The sequence below is a fragment of the Amycolatopsis sp. NPDC049253 genome, assembly GCF_040678995.1.
GTDB lineage: Bacteria > Actinomycetota > Actinomycetes > Mycobacteriales > Pseudonocardiaceae > Amycolatopsis.
The window spans coordinates 113,420-130,585 of the sequence record NZ_JBFAQX010000008.1 but is presented as its reverse complement, the minus strand read 5'-3'; the positions used below and the strand labels follow the sequence as shown (position 1 = coordinate 130,585).

Annotated in this window: 13 protein-coding genes; all 13 read right to left on the bottom strand. The window is 72.2% G+C overall.

Annotated elements, in window-relative coordinates:
- Positions 1-52: 52 nt before the first annotated feature.
- A complete protein-coding gene (locus AB0K15_RS20285) occupies positions 53-886 on the bottom strand; it encodes an NAD(P)H-binding protein (protein ID WP_364052333.1) in 834 nt (277 codons plus the stop codon).
- Positions 887-984: 98 nt separating this feature from the next.
- The gene (locus AB0K15_RS20280) at positions 985-1,854 is read right to left on the bottom strand and encodes an FtsQ-type POTRA domain-containing protein (protein WP_364052330.1); all 870 of its coding nucleotides are present in this window, start codon (positions 1,852-1,854) and stop codon (positions 985-987) included.
- The gene (gene murC / locus AB0K15_RS20275; protein WP_364052327.1) at positions 1,851-3,260 is read right to left on the bottom strand and encodes a UDP-N-acetylmuramate--L-alanine ligase; all 1,410 of its coding nucleotides are present in this window, start codon (positions 3,258-3,260) and stop codon (positions 1,851-1,853) included. Before murC ends, AB0K15_RS20280 begins: the two co-directional genes overlap by 4 nt.
- The gene (murG, locus tag AB0K15_RS20270) at positions 3,253-4,377 is read right to left on the bottom strand and encodes an undecaprenyldiphospho-muramoylpentapeptide beta-N-acetylglucosaminyltransferase (RefSeq protein WP_364052324.1); all 1,125 of its coding nucleotides are present in this window, start codon (positions 4,375-4,377) and stop codon (positions 3,253-3,255) included. Before murG ends, murC begins: the two co-directional genes overlap by 8 nt.
- Entirely contained in the window at positions 4,374-5,879 is a 1,506-nt protein-coding gene (ftsW, locus tag AB0K15_RS20265; protein WP_364052321.1) for a putative lipid II flippase FtsW, read from the bottom strand. The genes murG and ftsW overlap by 4 nt, the downstream gene beginning before the upstream one ends.
- Positions 5,866-7,287 carry a UDP-N-acetylmuramoyl-L-alanine--D-glutamate ligase gene (gene murD / locus AB0K15_RS20260; RefSeq protein ID WP_364052318.1) on the bottom strand — a complete coding sequence of 474 codons (1,422 nt, stop codon included), beginning with the start codon at positions 7,285-7,287 and terminating at the stop codon, positions 5,866-5,868. The genes ftsW and murD overlap by 14 nt, the downstream gene beginning before the upstream one ends.
- Positions 7,288-7,290: 3 nt before the next feature.
- Positions 7,291-8,373: a phospho-N-acetylmuramoyl-pentapeptide-transferase gene (gene mraY, locus AB0K15_RS20255; RefSeq protein WP_364052315.1), complete on the bottom strand. Its 1,083-nt coding sequence runs from the start codon at positions 8,371-8,373 to the stop codon at positions 7,291-7,293.
- Positions 8,370-9,917, bottom strand: a complete 1,548-nt coding sequence (gene murF, locus AB0K15_RS20250; protein ID WP_364052312.1) for a UDP-N-acetylmuramoyl-tripeptide--D-alanyl-D-alanine ligase — start codon at positions 9,915-9,917, stop codon at positions 8,370-8,372. The genes mraY and murF overlap by 4 nt, the downstream gene beginning before the upstream one ends.
- Positions 9,914-11,458: a UDP-N-acetylmuramoyl-L-alanyl-D-glutamate--2,6-diaminopimelate ligase gene (locus tag AB0K15_RS20245; protein WP_364052923.1), complete on the bottom strand. Its 1,545-nt coding sequence runs from the start codon at positions 11,456-11,458 to the stop codon at positions 9,914-9,916. The genes murF and AB0K15_RS20245 overlap by 4 nt, the downstream gene beginning before the upstream one ends.
- Positions 11,459-11,773: 315 nt before the next feature.
- Entirely contained in the window at positions 11,774-13,693 is a 1,920-nt protein-coding gene (locus AB0K15_RS20240; RefSeq protein ID WP_364052309.1) for a penicillin-binding protein 2, read from the bottom strand.
- Complete coding sequence (locus tag AB0K15_RS20235; protein ID WP_364052306.1) at positions 13,693-14,421, bottom strand: hypothetical protein; 729 nt, start codon at positions 14,419-14,421, stop codon at positions 13,693-13,695. The genes AB0K15_RS20240 and AB0K15_RS20235 overlap by 1 nt, the downstream gene beginning before the upstream one ends.
- Positions 14,418-15,374 carry a 16S rRNA (cytosine(1402)-N(4))-methyltransferase RsmH gene (gene rsmH / locus AB0K15_RS20230; protein WP_364052303.1) on the bottom strand — a complete coding sequence of 319 codons (957 nt, stop codon included), beginning with the start codon at positions 15,372-15,374 and terminating at the stop codon, positions 14,418-14,420. The genes AB0K15_RS20235 and rsmH overlap by 4 nt, the downstream gene beginning before the upstream one ends.
- A gap of 215 nt (positions 15,375-15,589) precedes the next feature.
- Complete coding sequence (gene mraZ, locus AB0K15_RS20225) at positions 15,590-16,021, bottom strand: division/cell wall cluster transcriptional repressor MraZ (protein WP_285965701.1); 432 nt, start codon at positions 16,019-16,021, stop codon at positions 15,590-15,592.
- Between the last annotated feature and the right edge of the window lie 1,145 nt (positions 16,022-17,166).

The window sequence follows — 17,166 nt, the reverse complement described above, 5'->3', positions numbered from 1 at the left end:
GTGCCCACAACTGAGTACTGACAACTTAGTGCCGACGACTCAGTACTGAAGCTCAGGAGAACGCGCCAGTGTGACGCGCGGCCCATGCGGCGTAGGTCACCCCGCGGTGGCCCAGCAGGTCCTCGACCACCCCGGTCGGCGCCTCCGGCCGTGCCACCGCGGCGGCGAACCCGTCGAGCAGCCAGTCGGCGATCTCGCCCGGGATCCCCAGCTCGACCCACTCGGCACGCTGCTGCTCCCGGGTCAGCTCCACGAACGGCACGTCGCGGCCCAGCGCTTCGGCGATTTTCCCGGCCATCTCCCGCAGTGTGAGCGCCTCTGGTCCACTCAGGACATAAGTCCGCCCGGCGTGGCCCTCGGTGGTGAGCACGTGCGCCGCGACGGCCGCGATGTCGGCCAGGTCGATCGGCGTCTGCGTCGCTTCCGCATACGCGGTGCGGATCTCCCCGTGCGTGTGCACGGAATGCGCCCAGCCGAGCGAGTTCGCCATGAACACCCCCGGCCGCAGGAACGTCCGGGCGAACCCGGCCTTCGTCACCGCGGCCTCCACCGCCGCGAACTCCGGTCCGCTCGACCCGTCGTGCTCGTCCCCGACGCTGCTGCCGGACAGCGCCACCACCCGCCGCACCCCCGCCTCGGCGGCGAGCTCGCAGAACCGCGTGACCGTGCGCGCCATCGGCGCGAGGTACACCTCCTCGACGCCCTCGAGCGCGGGCGGCAGCGTGGACGGCCGCGCGAGCGACCCCACGACCACCTCGGCCCCGGCGGGCAGCGCCGCCTGCTCGGGATCCTTCGTCAGCGCGCGCACCGCCGCGCCGCGGGCCAGGAGTTCGTCGACGACGAGCCGCCCGACGTTTCCGGTAGCGCCCGTCACCAGGATCGGCATGCGTCCCCACCTCTTCTCATCTGCCACTGCCTCGTATGCCGTACGGAATTAAACAGCGTACAGCATACGGAGAAGATGGTGCCGGGGAAACCGCGAGGTCAGGACGTGATGGTCGGCAGCTCGGGCGCCGAGACGTCGTAGACCTTGCCCTTCTGGGTGAGCAGGGCGGCCAGTACCTTCGCCTTGCGGTCGGTCTTGCCGGCGTCGCCCCAGCGAACGGTCTTGCCGTCGGTGAGGGTGAACTGGACGCTGGCCGGCGTCTGGGCCGTCGCGGTGGTGACCTGCTTGAGCAACGCCTGCGGGATCACGCCGAGCACGGCGGTCACCGCCCGCGTCACCGGGTCGTCGGCCGACACCTTGGGCAGCTTCAGCTCCGGAAGCCCGGCCGGGCGGGCCTTCACGGTCTTGAACACGACCCCACCGCCGTCGACGAGGTGCACCCCGTCACCGCCCGGGCCGCTGTCGAAGAACGCGATGGCCGTGCGCTCGGTCACCGTGATCTCCACGGTGTTGGGCCACGAGCGCGACACGTCCACGGTCGCGACCCCCGGCATCTCCGCCACCCGGTCGCGGATCCCGTCGACGTCGACGAGCAGCATCGGCTTGTCGGCCGGCACGGCGGCGACGCCCCGGATCTGCTCCGCCGACACGGTTTTCGCGCCCTGCACCGCCACGTCCTTCACCCCGAGCATCGAGCTGAAGAACAGCAGGTACCCGAGACCCACAAGCGTCACGACCACGAGCAGCGCGACCCAGCGGCGGCGGATCTCCTTCTTCCGCGTCGGACGCGCGCGCAGGCTCTCCACCCGCGCCGCCCGGCCCGAGCGCGGCGCCGACGAGCGGCTCGAGCGGGTGCGGCGGCGCTCCTCTTCCGAGCGCCGCCCCCGCCGGGCGCGGGCCAGGGCAGCGCGATCCCGCTCGTCCTCTTCGGACGAGGGCGGGTTGCGGCGCTCCCTGGTGGACGTCATGCGCCCGCGGTCCTCCGGTCGAGCTCGGCCAGGATCTCCGGGCCCAGCTGTGTCACGTCACCCGCGCCCATGGTCACCACGAGGTCACCCGGCTTCACGAGGTCGGCCACGAGCTTCGCCGCGAGGTCGAACGCGGGCTGGTAGTGCACCTGGCTCGTCACGCCGTCGGCGATCAGCGCGCCCGTCACGCCCGGCACCGGCTCTTCGCGAGCGCCGTACACGTCGAGCACCACGACCTCGTCGGCGAGCGACAGCGCCTCGGCGAACTCCGCCGCGAACGTCTGCGTGCGCGAGTACAGGTGCGGCTGGAACACCACGAGCACGCGGCCGAGCCCGGCCGCCGTGCGCACGGCCTTGAGCTGCGCGGCCACCTCGGTCGGGTGGTGGGCGTAGTCGTCGTACACGCGGACGTCGCCGGAGCGGCCCTTGAACTCGAAGCGGCGGCGCACCCCGCCGAACGCGGCGAGCCCCTCGGCCAGGCCGGCCACGGGCGCGCCCAGCTCGAGCCCGGCGAGCAGGGCGGCGACCGCGTTGAGCGCCATGTGCTCCCCCGGCACGGCCACGCGCAGGTCGAGCTCCTCGCCATCGAGCGACAGCCGCACCTGGCCGCCGTCCGGGGCGGGCTTGTAGTCGAGCACGCGCACGTCGCCCTCGGCGGTGGCGGTGCGACCGTAGCGGCGCACACGCACGCCTTCGGCGGCCGCCGCGTCGCCCAGCGTCGCGGCGCCCGGGTCGTCGGCGCACACCACGAGCAGGCCACCCGGCTGCAGGCGCCCGACGAACTCCGTGAACACCTTCACGTAGGCCTCGGCGGTGCCGTGGTGGTCCAGGTGGTCGGGCTCGACGTTGGTCACCACGGCGACCGACGGCGAGTACGTCAGGAACGAGCCGTCACTCTCGTCGGCCTCCGCGATGAAAACCCCGCCCTCGCCGTGGTGCGCGTTGGCACCCGACTCGTTGAGGTCCCCACCGATCGCGAACGACGGGTCGAGCCGGCAGTGCTGCAGCGCGACGGTGAGCATCGACGTGGTCGAGGTCTTGCCGTGCGTGCCGGCGATGCAGGCCACGCGGTGGCCCTCCATCAACCCCGCGAGCGCCTGCGCGCGGTGCAGCACGGGGATGTCGCGCGCACGCGCCGCGGCCAGCTCCGGGTTGGACTCCTTGATCGCCGTGGACACCACGACGGCCGACGGGGCCTGGTCGAGCGCGTCGAGGTTCTCCGCGCGCTGGCCCACGAACAGCTCGGCGCCCTGGGCGCGCAGCGACAGCAGCGCGCGTGACTCCTTGGCGTCCGAACCGGACACGGCCGCCCCGCGGGCGAGCAGGATCCGCGCGATGCCGGACATGCCGGCCCCGCCGATGCCGATCAGGTGCGCGCGGCGCAGTTCTTCGGGCAGCTCAGGCACCTGCAGCCTCCAGCACGATCTTGGCGAGCGTCTCGTCGGCCTCGCGGTGTCCCATCCCCACGGCGGCCTCGCTCATCTTCGCGACGCGCGCGGCGTCGGTGACCAGCGGCACCACCAGCTCGGCCACCTTGGCCGGGGTGAGCTCCTCGTCGGGCACCAGGAAGGCGGCACCCGCGTCGACGGCGGGACGGGCGTTCACGGCCTGCTCGCCGTTGCCGTGCGGCAGCGGCACGAACACCGCGGGCAGCCCGACGGCGGACACCTCGGCCGCGGTCATCGCGCCCGAGCGGCACAGCACCACGTCGGCCGCGGCGTAGGCGAGGTCCATGCGTTCCAGATAGGGCACCGGCACGTACGCCGGCTTGCCCGGGAACTCCTGCACCACCAGGGTGTTCTTCGGACCGTGGGCGTGGAGCACGCCGACGCCGGCCTCGGCCAGCTCCTTCGCGGCACCGGACACGGCGCTGTTGATCGACTGCGCGCCCTGCGAGCCGCCGAACACCAGCAGCGTCGGGGCGTCCGGGTCGAGGTCGAAGAACTTGCGGGCTTCGGTGCGCAGCGCAGCACGGTCGAGCGACGTGATCGACCGGCGCAGCGGGATCCCGACGACCTCGGCCTTCGGCAGCGGAGTGCCCGGCACGGCCACGGCGACGCGGGCGGCGAAGCGGGCGCCGACCTTGTTGGCCAGGCCCGGCGACTTGTTGGCCTCGTGCACCACGATCGGCGTGCGGCCCCGCGCGGCGAGGTACGCGGGCAGCGCGACGTAGCCGCCGAAGCCCACCACGACGTCGGCGCCGACGCGCTCCAGCACGTCGCGGGTCTGGCGCACGGAGTCGCGGACCTTCAGCGGGAGCCGCAGCAGCTCCGGGGTCGGTTTGCGCGGCAACGGCACCGGCGGGATGAGCTCCAGCGGGTAACCGCGCGCCGGCACCAGCTTGTTCTCCAGGCCGCGCGCCGTGCCCAGCGCGATCACCTTCGCGTCGGGGCGCAGCCGCATGACGGCGTCGGCCAGGGCGAGGGCGGGTTCGATGTGTCCTGCGGTGCCACCTCCGGCGACGACCACCACGGGCACCTTGCCCGAGGGGGATCGCTCGGCTCCCTTGACGGGGTTACTCACCAATGACCTCTCCGGTTCGCGGTACCCCTGGCACCGCGGTTCGCTGTTGTCCGCGCCGCGTTCGTCCGTGCGGCAGTGCTGCGCCGCGTCGGCTGGCGGACCGACCTGCGGCGCTCCTGCGCCGGTGCGGGCCGGGCCGCGCGTGGCGCCGGCCGGGCCGCCTTGGCCCCCGAACCGGTCCCCCGCCCGGCCAGTCCCTTGCGGGTGGTCGTGGGCGGGCGGTACGGGTCGGGCGCGGGCAGCCTCAGCAGGCGTCCGAATTTACCCGGGCCCTGCGAACGCAGTGCGGCCACCGCCTCCGGTTCGTGCCGGGCGGCGTTGGCGAGCACTCCCATGATGAGCATCGTGATGAGCAGCGAGGTGCCGCCGTAGGAGATCAACGGCAGCGTAACACCGGTGACAGGCAGCAGGCCGACGACGTAGCCGATGTTGATGGCGGCCTGCGCGACCAGGAACATCGTGAGCGTGCCCGCGACGATCCGGATCCACGGGTCGATGTTGCGCGTCGCGATCCGCAGCCCGACCACCGCGACCAGCGAGTACAGGGCGAGCACCACGGCGCAGCCGACAAAGCCGAGCTCCTCGCCGACGAGGGCGAAGATGAAGTCGTTCTGCACGTTGGGCAGGTAGCCCCAGTTAGAGGCGCCCTGGCCGAGGCCCTTGCCGAACAGGCCGCCGTCGGCGAGCGCGAGCTTCGCCTGGTTGGCCTGGTAGCCGGCGGAGCTGAGGTCGGTGTCCGGCGAGAGGAACGACAGCACGCGGTCGAGCCGGTACGGCGCGATGATCGCCAGCACCAGCACGCCGGCCAGGCCACCGGCCAGGATCACGCCGAAGAGCCGCTTGGGGGCGCCCGCGAACCACAGCAGCGCCAGCAGCACCACGGCGAGGGTGACCGTGCCGCCGAGGTCGGGTTGCAGCATGACCAGGGCGAACATCACGAGGGCGACCGGGACGACCGGCACGAGCAGGTGGCGCCACTGGTGGATCACGTTGTACTTGATCACCAGGATGTGCGCGCCCCAGAACGCCAGCGCGACCTTCGCGGCCTCCACCGGCTGGAACGTGAACACGCCCAGCTTGAACCAACCCTGCGAGCCGTTCACGGTGGCCCCCAGCGGCGTGAGCACCAGCATCAGCAGGCCGAGGCAGATCACCACCATGGTCGCCGACATCCGGCGGATGCGCTCGAGCTTGATCCGCAGGCCGACCCAGAACACGACGGTGCCGATCGCCACGAACATCAGCTGGCGGTAGAACAGCGAGTACACGCTGCTGCCGGTCGCCGGGTCGTAGGAGGTCACCGACGACGCGGACAGCACCATCACGATGCCGATCGCGGTGAGCACGCCGGTGAGGGCGAGCACGAGGTGGAACGACGCCAGCGGCCGCGAGAGCCAGGCCGTGAGCGCGGTGCGGAAGGCTACGAACGGGCTTACCTTGCGCTCGCGCCGGTTCGGCCGCTCCGGCCGGTCCTGGGTCCGCTTCTCGTCAACTACCGTCATTCGCCGCCCCCGCCGCACCGCCCGCGAGGACACGCACCGCCGCGATGAACGCGTCGCCGCGCTCGCCGTAGTTGCGGAACATGTCCAACGAGGCGGCGGCGGGCGCGAGCAGCACCACGTCACCAGGGTGAGCCATCGCGCTGGCCGCATCCACCGCCGCAGTCATGGGTTCATCGTCACCCGGACGGAGGCGGTTCACCGGGACATCCGGCGCGTGTCGCGCAACAGCGGCTGCGATCACGGGTGAATCCACGCCGAGTAGCACAACTCCGCGCAGCCTGCCAGCGATCGAGGCCACGAGTTCGTCGACCGCGGCGCCCTTGAGCTGGCCCCCGGCGATCCACACGATGCTCTCGTGGGCCCGCAGTGAGCCGCTCGCGGCGTGCGGGTTGGTGGCCTTCGAGTCATTCACGTAGCGCACGCCGCCGATCTCGGCGACCTCCTGCGCGCGGTGCGGCGCCGGCTGGTACTCGCGCAGCCCCTTGAGCACGGCCTCGGTCGACACGCCGTGGGCGCGCGCGAGGGCGGCGGCGGCCAGCGCGTTGGCGACGTTGTGCGGCCCGGCCGGGCGGACGTCGGCGATGGTCGCCAGCTCTTCCGCGCTCGTGGCGGGATCGGCGACGAACGCGCGGTCCACCAGCAGGTCCTCGACCAGGCCCAGCTCACCCGCGCGCGGCGTGTCCAGGCGGAACCCGACGCGGCGGGCGCTCGCGGGCGCGTGTTCCTCGGCGAGGCGGGTGGACCACTCGTCGTCGGCGTTGTGCACGACCACGCGCGAACGCTCGTGGGCCCGGCCCTTCGCCGCGCCGTACTCCGCCATCGAGCCGTGCCAGTCGATGTGGTCCTCGGCGAGGTTGAGCACCACCGACGCGTCGGGCGCCAGCGTCGAGGACCAGTGCAGCTGGAAGCTGGACAGCTCCACGGCGAGCACGGCGTGCCCGGCCCGCACGGCGTCGAGCACCGCGTAGCCGACGTTTCCGCAGGCCACGGCGTCGACCCCGCCCGCGCGCAGCATCGACTCGAGCATGCCGACGGTGGTGGTCTTGCCGTTCGTGCCGGTGATCACCAGCCACGACGGTGGCCGCTCGCGCAGCTGCCCGATGCGCCAGGCCAGCTCGACGTCGCCGATCACCTCGACGCCGGCCGCGGCCGCGGCGGCCAGCAGCGGCGACGTGGGCCGCCAGCCCGGGCTCGTCACCACGAGCGCGGTGCCCGGCGGCGGTTCGCTGAGACCCGGCACCAGCTCGGCGCCGAGTCCGGCCAGCTCTTCGAGCCGCTCGGCGTTGCCGTCGGTGACCGTGACGTGAGCGCCCAGCTCCCGCAGGACCGGCACCACCGACTTCCCGGTGACACCGGCACCCGCCACGAGCACGTTCTTGCCTTCGAGCAGGAGCTCCCTGTCGGTCAAGACCTAGCTCCCGACGCCGAGCTGTTCGCTGTAGAACAGCCCCAGGCCGAACATGCAGCAGATGGCGGAGAGCAGCCAGAACCGGATGATCACCGTGGTTTCCGCCCACCCGGCGAGCTCGAAGTGGTGGTGGAAGGGCGCCATCCGGAAGAGCCTTCGCCGCGTTGTGCGGAAGACCGCGATCTGGGTGACCACCGAGATCATCTCGACCATGAACAGACCGCCGATCACGATGGCGAGCAGCTCCGTGCGGGTGGTCATCGACAGGCCGGCGACGAGACCGCCGAGTGCCAGCGAACCGGTGTCGCCCATGAAGATCTTGGCCGGCGCGGCGTTCCACCACAGGAAGCCGACGCACGCGCCGGTCGCCGCCGCGGCGACCACCGCGAGGTCCAGCGGATCGCGCACGTCGTAGCAGGCGGTCGTGGGCCCGTCGGCGCACGAGAGGCGGGCCTGCCAGAAGGAGATGACCACGTAGGTGGCCAGCACCATCGCCGCGGCGCCGCCGGCCAGGCCGTCGAGGCCGTCGGTGAAGTTCACCGCGTTCGACCAACCGGAGATGACCACGTAGCAGAAGATCACGAACACGATCCACGGGAACGTGATCAGCGCCAGGTCACGCACGTAGGAGAGGCTCTGCGACGCGGGCGTGAGGCCGTGCTCGTCGGCGAACTGCAGCGACAGCACCGCGAACAGGATCGTGACCACGAGCTGGCCGACCAGCTTCGCGGTCTTGTTCAGGCCGAGGTTGCGCTGCTTGCGGATCTTGATGAAGTCGTCGAGGAACCCGACGATGCCGAGCCCCACGGCCAGCATGAGCACCAGCAGGCCGGACGCCGACGGCGCCGAGCTGTGGGAGTTGCCGAGCCAGCTGATCAGGTGTGCGACGAAGTAGCCGACGACCATCGCGATGATGATCGCGACGCCACCCATCGTCGGGGTGCCGCGCTTCGACTTGTGGCCCTGGGGCCCTTCTTCGCGGATCTCCTGCCCGAAGCCCTGCCGGGAGAAGACCCGGATCAGGTAGGGCGTGAGCAGGATGGAGACCAGCAGACCCGCCGCGGCCGCGATCAGGATGTTGATCACGCGTGACCACCGTTCGAGCGTTCAGAGGACGGGGAGGGGGAAACGGATTGTGCAGCGTCTTCGGTGTCTTCGGAGTCTTCCGAGGGGGCGAGCAACGCCTCGGCCACGTGCCACAGGCCGGCGGCGTTGGAGGCCTTGACCAGCACCACGTCTCCGGGACGGAGCTGATCATGCAACAGGGCCACGGCGGCGTCGCCGTCGGGTACCTGCACCGACTCCTCGTTCCAGGAGCCCTCCTGCGAGGCCCCCTGGTGCATCGGCGCGGCCTCGTCGCCGACGACGACGAGCTTGTCGATGTTGAGGCGCACCACGAGGCGGCCGATGGAGTCGTGCTCGGTCACGGAGTCGGCGCCGAGCTCGCCCATCACGCCCAGCACGGCCCACGCCCGGCGCCCGGTCCGGCGCATCGACGCGAGGGCCTTCAGCGCGGCTCGCACTGATTCGGGGTTGGCGTTGTACGCGTCGTTGAGGATGGTGACGCCGTCGGCGCGCGTGGTCACGGCCATGCGGTGGGCCGAGCGGCGCTCGAGGGCGGACAGCCGCTGCGCGACCTCGGCCGGCGTCGCGCCGAGCTCCAGGGCGATCGCGGCGGCCGAGAGCGCGTTGCCGACGTGGTGCTCGCCGTGCAGCGGCAGCGTGACCGGCGCTTCGCCGTCGGGGGTGATCAGCCGGAACGACGCGCGGGCCTCGGCGTCGAGCGTGATGTCGGCGGCGCGGACCTGCGCGGACGCGGTTTCGCCGACGCCGACGACGCGTGCGCTCGTGCGGCTCGCCATGGCGGCCACCAGCGGGTCGTCGAGGTTCAGCACCGCGACGCCGCCCGCGTCGGCGCCCGGCAGCGCCTCCACGAGCTCGCCCTTGGCCTTCGCGATGGCTTCGCGCGAACCGAACTCGCCGACGTGGGCGCTGCCGACGTTGAGCACGGCCCCGATGCGCGGCGGCGTGATCGCGGCCGCGTCGGCGATGTGCCCCATCCCGCGCGCGGACATCTCCAGCACCAGGTACTTCGTGTCGTGGCCGGCGCGCAGCGCGGTCCACGGGTGGCCGAGCTCGCTGTTGAACGACCCGGGCGGCGCGACCGTGGGGCCCATCGGCTCCAGCAGCTGCGCGATGACGTCCTTGGTCGAGGTCTTGCCCGACGAGCCGGTCAGCGCCACGACCGTGAGGCCTTCGGCGGCGAGCCGGCCGACGACGTGGTGGGCCAGCTTCGCGAGCGCGGCCAGCACGGCGGCGCCGGACCCGTCGGTGTCGCCGGCCAGCGCCACCGAACGCTCGTGGGCCTGGCCCTCGGGCAGCGGCGGCACCACGATCGCGGGCGCGTCGACCTCGCGGCCGGCCAGGACCGCGACGGCACCGGCCGCCACGGCCTTCGCGGCGAAGTCGTGCCCGTCGACACGCTCACCGGGCAGGGCGACGAAGAGACCGCCGGACCCGACCTTGCGCGTGTCGAACTCGACACTCCCCGTGACGGTCAACGAGCCGTCGGCTCCGTGCAGCCGGCCGCCGACGACGTCGGCGATCTCGGCCAGGCTGAGCTCGATCACGCACTCACCTCGAGATGCTTGCGAATGGCGGCCTCGAGCTCGTCGCGGTCGGAGAACGGGTGCACGACACCCTGGACCTCCTGGCCGGTCTCGTGGCCCTTGCCGGCGATGAAGACGATGTCGCCCGCGCGGGCGAGCGAGACGGCGTGGGTGATGGCCTCGCGGCGGTCGCCGATCTCCATGACCTCACCGCCGTGGGACGGCCCGACGCCCCGCGCGCCGGCGAGCATCGCGGCGCGGATCAGGGCGGGGTCCTCGGACCGCGGGTTGTCGTCCGTCACGATCAGCACGTCGCTGCGGCGCACGGCTTCCTCGCCCATCATCGGGCGCTTGGCCGTGTCGCGGTCGCCGCCGCAGCCGAGCACGGTGATGATGCGGCCCTCGGTGCGGGCGCGCAGCGCGTCGAGGCCCTGCGCGACGGCCGCGGGCTTGTGCGCGTAGTCGACGACGGCGGTGAAGTCCTGGCCCAAGTACACCCGCTCCATCCGGCCCGGCACCTCCACGGCGCCGAGGCCCGCGACGATGGCCGCCGGGTCCACGCCGGCACTGCCCAGGATCGCGGCGGCGAGCACGGCGTTGGCCACGTTGAACGTGCCCGGCAGCGGGATCTTCGCGGCATGCGTGAGCCCGTCCGGGCCGTGCAGGGTGAAGGTCTGCTCCCCCGCCGCGGTGGGCTCGATGTCGGAGGCGCGCCACGCGGCGTCGACGCCCTGCTCGATCGACACCGTCACCGTCTGCGGCGTGAGCAGCGCCCGGCCCCACGCGGTGTCCACGACCACGACCTCGGTGGTCGAACGGCCGTCGAACAGCAGCGACTTGGCGGCGAAGTACTCCTCCATGTCGTGGTGGAAGTCGAGGTGGTCCTGCGAGAGGTTCGTGAACGCGCCGACCGCGAAGCGCGTGCCGTTGACCCGGCCCAGCGACAGCGCGTGGCTCGACACCTCCATCGGCACGTGGGTCACGCCGCGCTCCAGCATCACAGCGAGCAGCGCCTGCAGGTCGGGCGCCTCCGGCGTGGTGAAGCCGCTGACCAGGCGCTCACCCGCGATCCGCGTCTCGACGGTGCCGATCAGGCCCGTGGTGAGGCCCGCGGCGCGCAGCCCGGAGTCGACGAGGTAGGAGGTGGTGGTCTTGCCCGACGTGCCGGTGACCCCCAGCACGGACAGGTGCAGCGACGGCTCCCCGTAGATCCACGCGGCCATCTCGCCGAGCGCGGCGCGCGGGTCCGGGTGCACGAGGACCGGGATGCCGGCGTCGCGCAACGCGGGGCGCTCGGCACCCTCGGCGTCGGTGAGCACCGCGGCCGCGCCGGCCGCCACGGCCTGGTCGCTGAAGTCGGCGCCGTGGGCGCGTGCGCCGGGCAGGCCGGCGAACAGGTCGCCCGGCAGCACGTGCTGCGCACGCAGCGTGGTCCCGGTGACGGTGAGGTCGGCGGCCTCGGGGCTGTCGGCGATCAGCCGGGCGCCCGCACGCGCGAGCAGGGTGGCCAGCGGGACCGGGTCGATCCGGGCCGGGCGGGGCGGGGCGGCGACCGCCTTCACCGGGCTTTCCGGCAGCGACGAGGCAGCCGGCCCGCTCTGGGGCTTGGACGAGGACACGGACACGCCCGAGAGGTTACCGAGAGCGCGATCGGGTGACCCAAGGCGGTACGGCGAACGCGCCGGCGCGCACCGCGTGTGCTATGCGGTGCGCGCAACGTCGTTGCGGGGCAAGCGTTTCCGGCGGCCGCCACCAGCCGATGTGGACTATCGCGGGCGGAAACACACGGGAAAGGGCCGCCTCGCGAGACGCGAAGCGGCCCTCGGCCGAGTGTTGCAAAGACGTTCCGGTCGTGTCCCGGGAACGTCGCGGGCACGTCACGGGATGATGAGCGGGACCTCCGGCGCCGGACCGTCGGACAGCGGAATCTGGTAGCGCTGCGTCAGGTACGAGGCGATGGAGTGGAACAGCGGCCCCGCCGAGTGCCCGGCCGGCAGCGTGGTGTCGGGCGCGTCGAGGCGGATGCCGACGACGAACCGCGGGTGGTCGGCGGGCAGGATCCCGGCGAAGGTGATGTTGGCCAGGCTCTGGCTGTAGGCCTTCGTGCGCGGGTCGACCTGCTGGCCGGTGCCCGTCTTGCCCGAGATCTGGTAGCCCTCCAGCGCGGCCGACGGCGCGGTGCCCGCGTTGGGGCTCTTGGCGTTCTGCACCACCGCGCGCAGCATGTCGCGCACCGTCGTCGCGGTCTGCGGGCTGACCACCTGCACCGGTTTCGGCGCCGGCTCGGGCACGACCGTGCCGTCCGGGTTCTTCTTCGCCTTCACGATCCGCGGCGGCACGCGCAGGCCGTTGTTGGCGATCGTCTGGTACATCCCGGCCATCTGGACCACCGTCATCGACAGGCCCTGGCCGATCGGCAGGTTGCCGAACGTACTGGCCGACCACTGGCTGCGCGGCGGCACGTAACCCGGGCTTTCACCGGGCAGGCCGAGACCGGTGCGCTGGCCGATGCCGAACTTCTTCAGCAGGTCCGAGTAGCGGTCCGGGCCGATCTTCTGCGCCAGCTCCAGCGTGCCGACGTTGGAGGACTTGGCGAAGATGCCCGTGGTGGTGAAGTTCTGCGTGCCGTGCACCCACGCGTCGTGCACCGTGCGGTCGGCGATCTTGATCTCGCCCGGCACCGGGATCGTCGACAGCGGCGTGGCGATGCCTTCGTCGATGGCCGCGGTGGCCGTGACGATCTTGTTCACCGAGCCCGGTTCGTACGGTGTCGTCACCGCGCGGTCGTTGAGCAGTTCGTCCTGGAAGGTCGACTGGTCGTTCGGGTTGAACGTCTTGTCGTCGGCCAGCGCGTAGATCTCGCCGGTCTTCGAGTCCATGATCACGGCCTGGCCGCCCTTGGCGTGCGACTGCGCGACGTAGTCGCTCAGCTGCCGCTGCAGCTCGTACTGCAGGTCCGAGTCGATGGTGAGCTCGAGGTCCGAACCGGGGATGGCGGCCTGCAGCACGTGCTCGGAGCCGGGCAGGTACAGGTTGTCGTTGCCGTTCTGGGTGCTCACGATCTCGCGGCCGGGCGTGCCCGCCAGGTCGTTGTCGCGCGACTGCTCCAGCCCGACCACGCCGTGGAGGTTGTGCTTGGACACGTCGGGGTCGTCCATGCGCCAGTTGGCGAGGCCGACGATGTTCGACGCGAGCGTGTCGCCCGGGTACTCGCGCATCGCGCGGTTCTCCACGCCGATCCACGCGAACTGCTTGACGATGTCGTTGGCCACGGACGGCTCGACGTTGTCCACGAGGTAGGTGAACGACTGCGGCTTGTGCAGCTTCGTCAGCAGCTCCTGCTCCGTGGTCAGGTTGGGCACCTTCGAGGCGATGTACTTGGCCGCCGCGGTGACCTCGGTTTCGAAGTTCCGCCCCTTGGTGGGGTTCTTTTTCGCGTAGTCGTCCATCGTCTTGTGCAGCACGCGCAGGTTCACCGACAGCGCGCGGGTTTCCACGCTGAAGGCGAGCTTGTTGCCGTTGCGGTCCACAATGGACCCGCGCTGCGCGGGGATGTCGATGGTGAGGCTGCGCTGGCGTTCGGCCGCGGCCGAGAGCGTGGGCGCCTCGAACCACTGCACCTGCACGAGCTTCACGCCCGCGACGACCATGAGCGCCACCAGCAGGATGCGCACCGCCGAGAAGCGGCTGCGCTGCCCGCCGTTGCCGCGCTTGGCCACCGCGCGGCGCGTGCCCGCGGCGTAGGTGCGCCGGGCGCTGCCCGCGGCGCGCGCCCGGCTCGCCCCCGAAGCCACCATCACTGCCCCGCCGGGGTGGCCGGCAGGTCGCCCTCGATGCCGCCCTCCTGCTGACCGGAGGCGGGCTGCCCGGCAGGCGCGCCCGGCTGCTGCGGCGGCGTCTCGGCCGTCGAGCCGGCGGCGGGCTGGGCCTTCGTCGGCTCGCCGACGACGGTGGTCTTGCCGTCCGGCCCCACGACGATGCGGGCCGGGTCGCCGCCGGGCACCATGCCCAGCTGCTTCGCGGCCGGCGCGAGCGACGCGGGCGACTGCGCCTTCGCGACGTCACGCTCGAGCCGGTCCTTGGTCTCGGCCAGGCCGGCGTTGGTCGTGCGCAGCTGCTCCAGGCGGTAGGAGTCGGCGATGGCTTGGGTGGTCAGCCAGAGCGTCGAGGCGACGCCGACGGCCAGCAGGCCCATCATGATCAGCACGAACGAGGCGCGCGAGCGCGGCCAGCGCAGCAGCAGCCGCTTCGGCTTGACCGCGACCTCGGTGCGTTCGAGCTTGGGCTCGGGCCTCTTCGGCTCACGCTGCTGCAGCAGGTCGGCCCGCTGCGCACGGCGCGCGTAGGCCCGCTCCGCGGCCGTGGTGCGGCCGCGCGAGGACCGGCGAGGGGTGGTTTCCGGCTGCGCCGTGGTGGTGCGGCCGGTGGCGGTCTGCGGTTCCTGCTCGACCGTGGTCCCCGCTTGCGCGCGCCGGCGCGTCGCCGGCGCGCCGGAGCGGCGGCGGGACTTCGTGGGTGCGGTCATCGCGGCTCTCCGATCCTCTGTGCTGCCCGCAGCCGCACGGAGGCGGCCCTCGGGTTGTGCTCGATCTCGCCTTCGCCTGCCTTCTCGGCTCCTCGGGTCAGGAGTTTCAGCTCGGGGCCGTGCCCTGGCAGTTCGACCGGGAGCCCCTCCGGGGTCCGCGACTTCGCGAGCTCCGCGAACGCCTGCTTCACCAGGCGGTCTTCGAGCGACTGGTAGGACTCCACGACGATGCGGCCGTCCATCGCGAGCGCCGAAAGCGCGGCCGGGATCGCCCGCCGCAGCACCTCCAGCTCGCCGTTGACCTCGATCCGCAACGCCTGGAAGGTGCGCTTGGCCGGGTGCCCGCCGGTGCGGCGGCTCGCGGCCGGCACGGCGTCGTAGAGCAGCTCGACGAGCCGCGCGCTGCGCGTGAACGGCTCCTTCTCGCGCTCGGCGACGACGGCCCTGACGATCCGCTGCGCGAAGCGCTCTTCGCCGTAGTCGCGCAGGATCCGGACCAGCTCGCCCGGGGCGTAGGTGTTGAGCACGTCGGCGGCGGTGAACCCGGTGGTCGGGTCCATCCGCATGTCCAGCGGCGAGTCCTTCGAGTACGCGAAGCCGCGCTCGGCGCGGTCCAGCTGCATCGAGGACACGCCGAGGTCGAACAGGATGCCGTCCACACGGGACAGTCCCAGTCCTTCGAGGGCTTCCGGGAGTCCGTCGTAGACGGTGTGGACGAGGTCGACGCGGTCACCGTGCCGCGCGAGCCGCTCGGCCGAGCGCTCGAGCGCGGCGGGGTCGCGGTCCAGCGCGACGAGCCGCAGCCGGGGGAAAGCCGTCAGGAGCGCGTCGGAGTGGCCGCCGAGGCCGACGGTCGCATCGACCAGCACCGCGTCGCGGTCGGCGAAGGCGGGAGTGAACAGTTCGACGATGCGGTCCAGTAGCACCGGAACGTGCTCGTGCTCGGTCGCCATGCCCCTCCCCCTTCCGTGCTCCGTACTCCCGGGGAAGATGCGGCGGATGCCGTCAGGTCCCTGCCCGCCCGCGGTCCGACCTGGCACCGGGGAAGGTGCGCCAGGGCCAAAGAGCGGACAGAGGCCTCACGGCATCCGCGGGGACGTTTCCCGGTGCCACGGCCGCGGCGGACCCGCGTCCCCCGACGACGCAGGTGCTCCGGTGTCCGTGTCCCCTAGAAGACGCCCGGTAGAACTTCCTCTCGAGCCTTCGCGTAGCTGTCCTCGTGTTCGTCCAGGTAGCCCTGCCACGCCTGGGCGTCCCAGATCTCCAGCCTGGTGATCGCACCGATCACCACGCACTCCTTGTTCAGCCCGGCGTAACGCCGGAGCTCGGACGCGATGGTGATGCGCCCCTGCCCGTCCGGGCGTTGTTCGTCCGTTCCGGCGAACAGGTAGCGCTGGTAGGCCCGAACCGCCTCGTTGGTGAACGGTGCTTCGGCGACCTTCCGTGCCATCTGCTCGAACTCGGCGCGGGGGAAGACGAAGAGGCAGTGGTCCTGCCCCTTGGTGACCATCAGCCCGCCGGCCAAGGCGTCGCGGAACTTCGCGGGCAGCGCGAGCCGCCCTTTGTCGTCCAGCTTCGGGGTGTGGGTGCCGAGGAACACCGGCCTCCACCTCCCTACCGGCCCCGGCTGGTGAACCACCCGGCTCCGGCCACGGGGCTCCCTTCCGCCCCACTGGTCACCACCGTACCCCACTTTTCACCACAGTCAACGCGACTTGCCCCGCGTTAACTCCGTCGTGTCACGCGTTTGCGCAGGTCAGCGCTGTGGGTCCTGGTGGGGGGTGGGTGGGGGCCGTGGCCAAGATCCCCCGCGCCGGGGTCCGAAGCAACCCCGACCGGGTGCCGAACGTCCGCGGAACGGCAGCGTGAAGACCAGGCACCCCCTGGGTGGGGCCCCGTGGGGCGCCCGGGTGGGGGCCGGTGGGGATCGCGGTGGGGCGCGGTGGGGGCCGCGGGTGGGGAACGCGTGGGGTGCGGTGGGGAGACCGGTGGGGCCGGCGGTGGAGCGGTGTGGGGAACCGGGGAGGCGCCTGATCGCCGGGCGCCCACAGGATGCACACGTGCCAGCCGATCAGGCCGGCGGCAGCCGCGCTCGGCATATGGCCGTGAGCCGACGTCACAGCTGCCCGGCCACGGCCGCAGACGCGCGGGCCGGTCAAGTCTGAGGCAGGACGCCAGCCGCAGTCGGCTCTGTGAGCTGGAGTCGCGGAGTGCTCCGTCGCAAAGGCCTCCGGTCCCCGGGCGCAGACGTGCCAGCCGATCGGGGCGGTGGCCACGGTCGGCTCGTGGCCGTGAGCGGTGGTCTCAGGCGCCCGGCCCGCGAAGCGCCCCGGCCGCCGGACCGCGCGTGCCCAGCCGTTCAGGCCTGTGGCAGGGCAGCGGGCGCGGTCGACTCATGGCCGTGAGCCGACGTAGCAGGCGCCGGCCACGAAGAGCCCCAGTCGCCCAGCGCAGACGCGCGAGCCGATCAAGCCTGCCGCGAAGCTGCAGCCGCAGCCCGCATGTGACCGTGAGCCAACATCGCTGAGCGCCCGGCCACAAAAACACCAGCCGCCCAGCGCAGACGCGCCAGCCGATCAACCCTGCGGCAAAGCGTCAGCCGCAGTCGGCACGAGACCGTGAGCCAACATCGCTGAGCGCCCGGCCACAAAAAACACCAGCCGCCCAGCGCAGACGCGCCAGCCGATCAACCCTGCGGCAAAGCGTCAGCCGCAGTCGGCACGAGACCGTGAGCCAACATCGCTG

Bases quoted from the DNA above. Each gene is read 5' to 3' on its own strand.
- AB0K15_RS20285 (WP_364052333.1), bottom strand. From the start codon at position 886: ATGCCGATCCTGGTGACGGGCGCTACCGGAAACGTCGGGCGGCTCGTC.
- AB0K15_RS20280 (WP_364052330.1), bottom strand. From the start codon at position 1,854: ATGACGTCCACCAGGGAGCGCCGCAACCCGCCCTCGTCCGAAGAGGAC.
- AB0K15_RS20235 (WP_364052306.1), bottom strand. From the start codon at position 14,421: ATGACCGCACCCACGAAGTCCCGCCGCCGCTCCGGCGCGCCGGCGACG.
- ftsW (WP_364052321.1), bottom strand. From the start codon at position 5,879: ATGACGGTAGTTGACGAGAAGCGGACCCAGGACCGGCCGGAGCGGCCG.
- rsmH (WP_364052303.1), bottom strand. From the start codon at position 15,374: ATGGCGACCGAGCACGAGCACGTTCCGGTGCTACTGGACCGCATCGTC.
- AB0K15_RS20240 (WP_364052309.1), bottom strand. From the start codon at position 13,693: ATGGTGGCTTCGGGGGCGAGCCGGGCGCGCGCCGCGGGCAGCGCCCGG.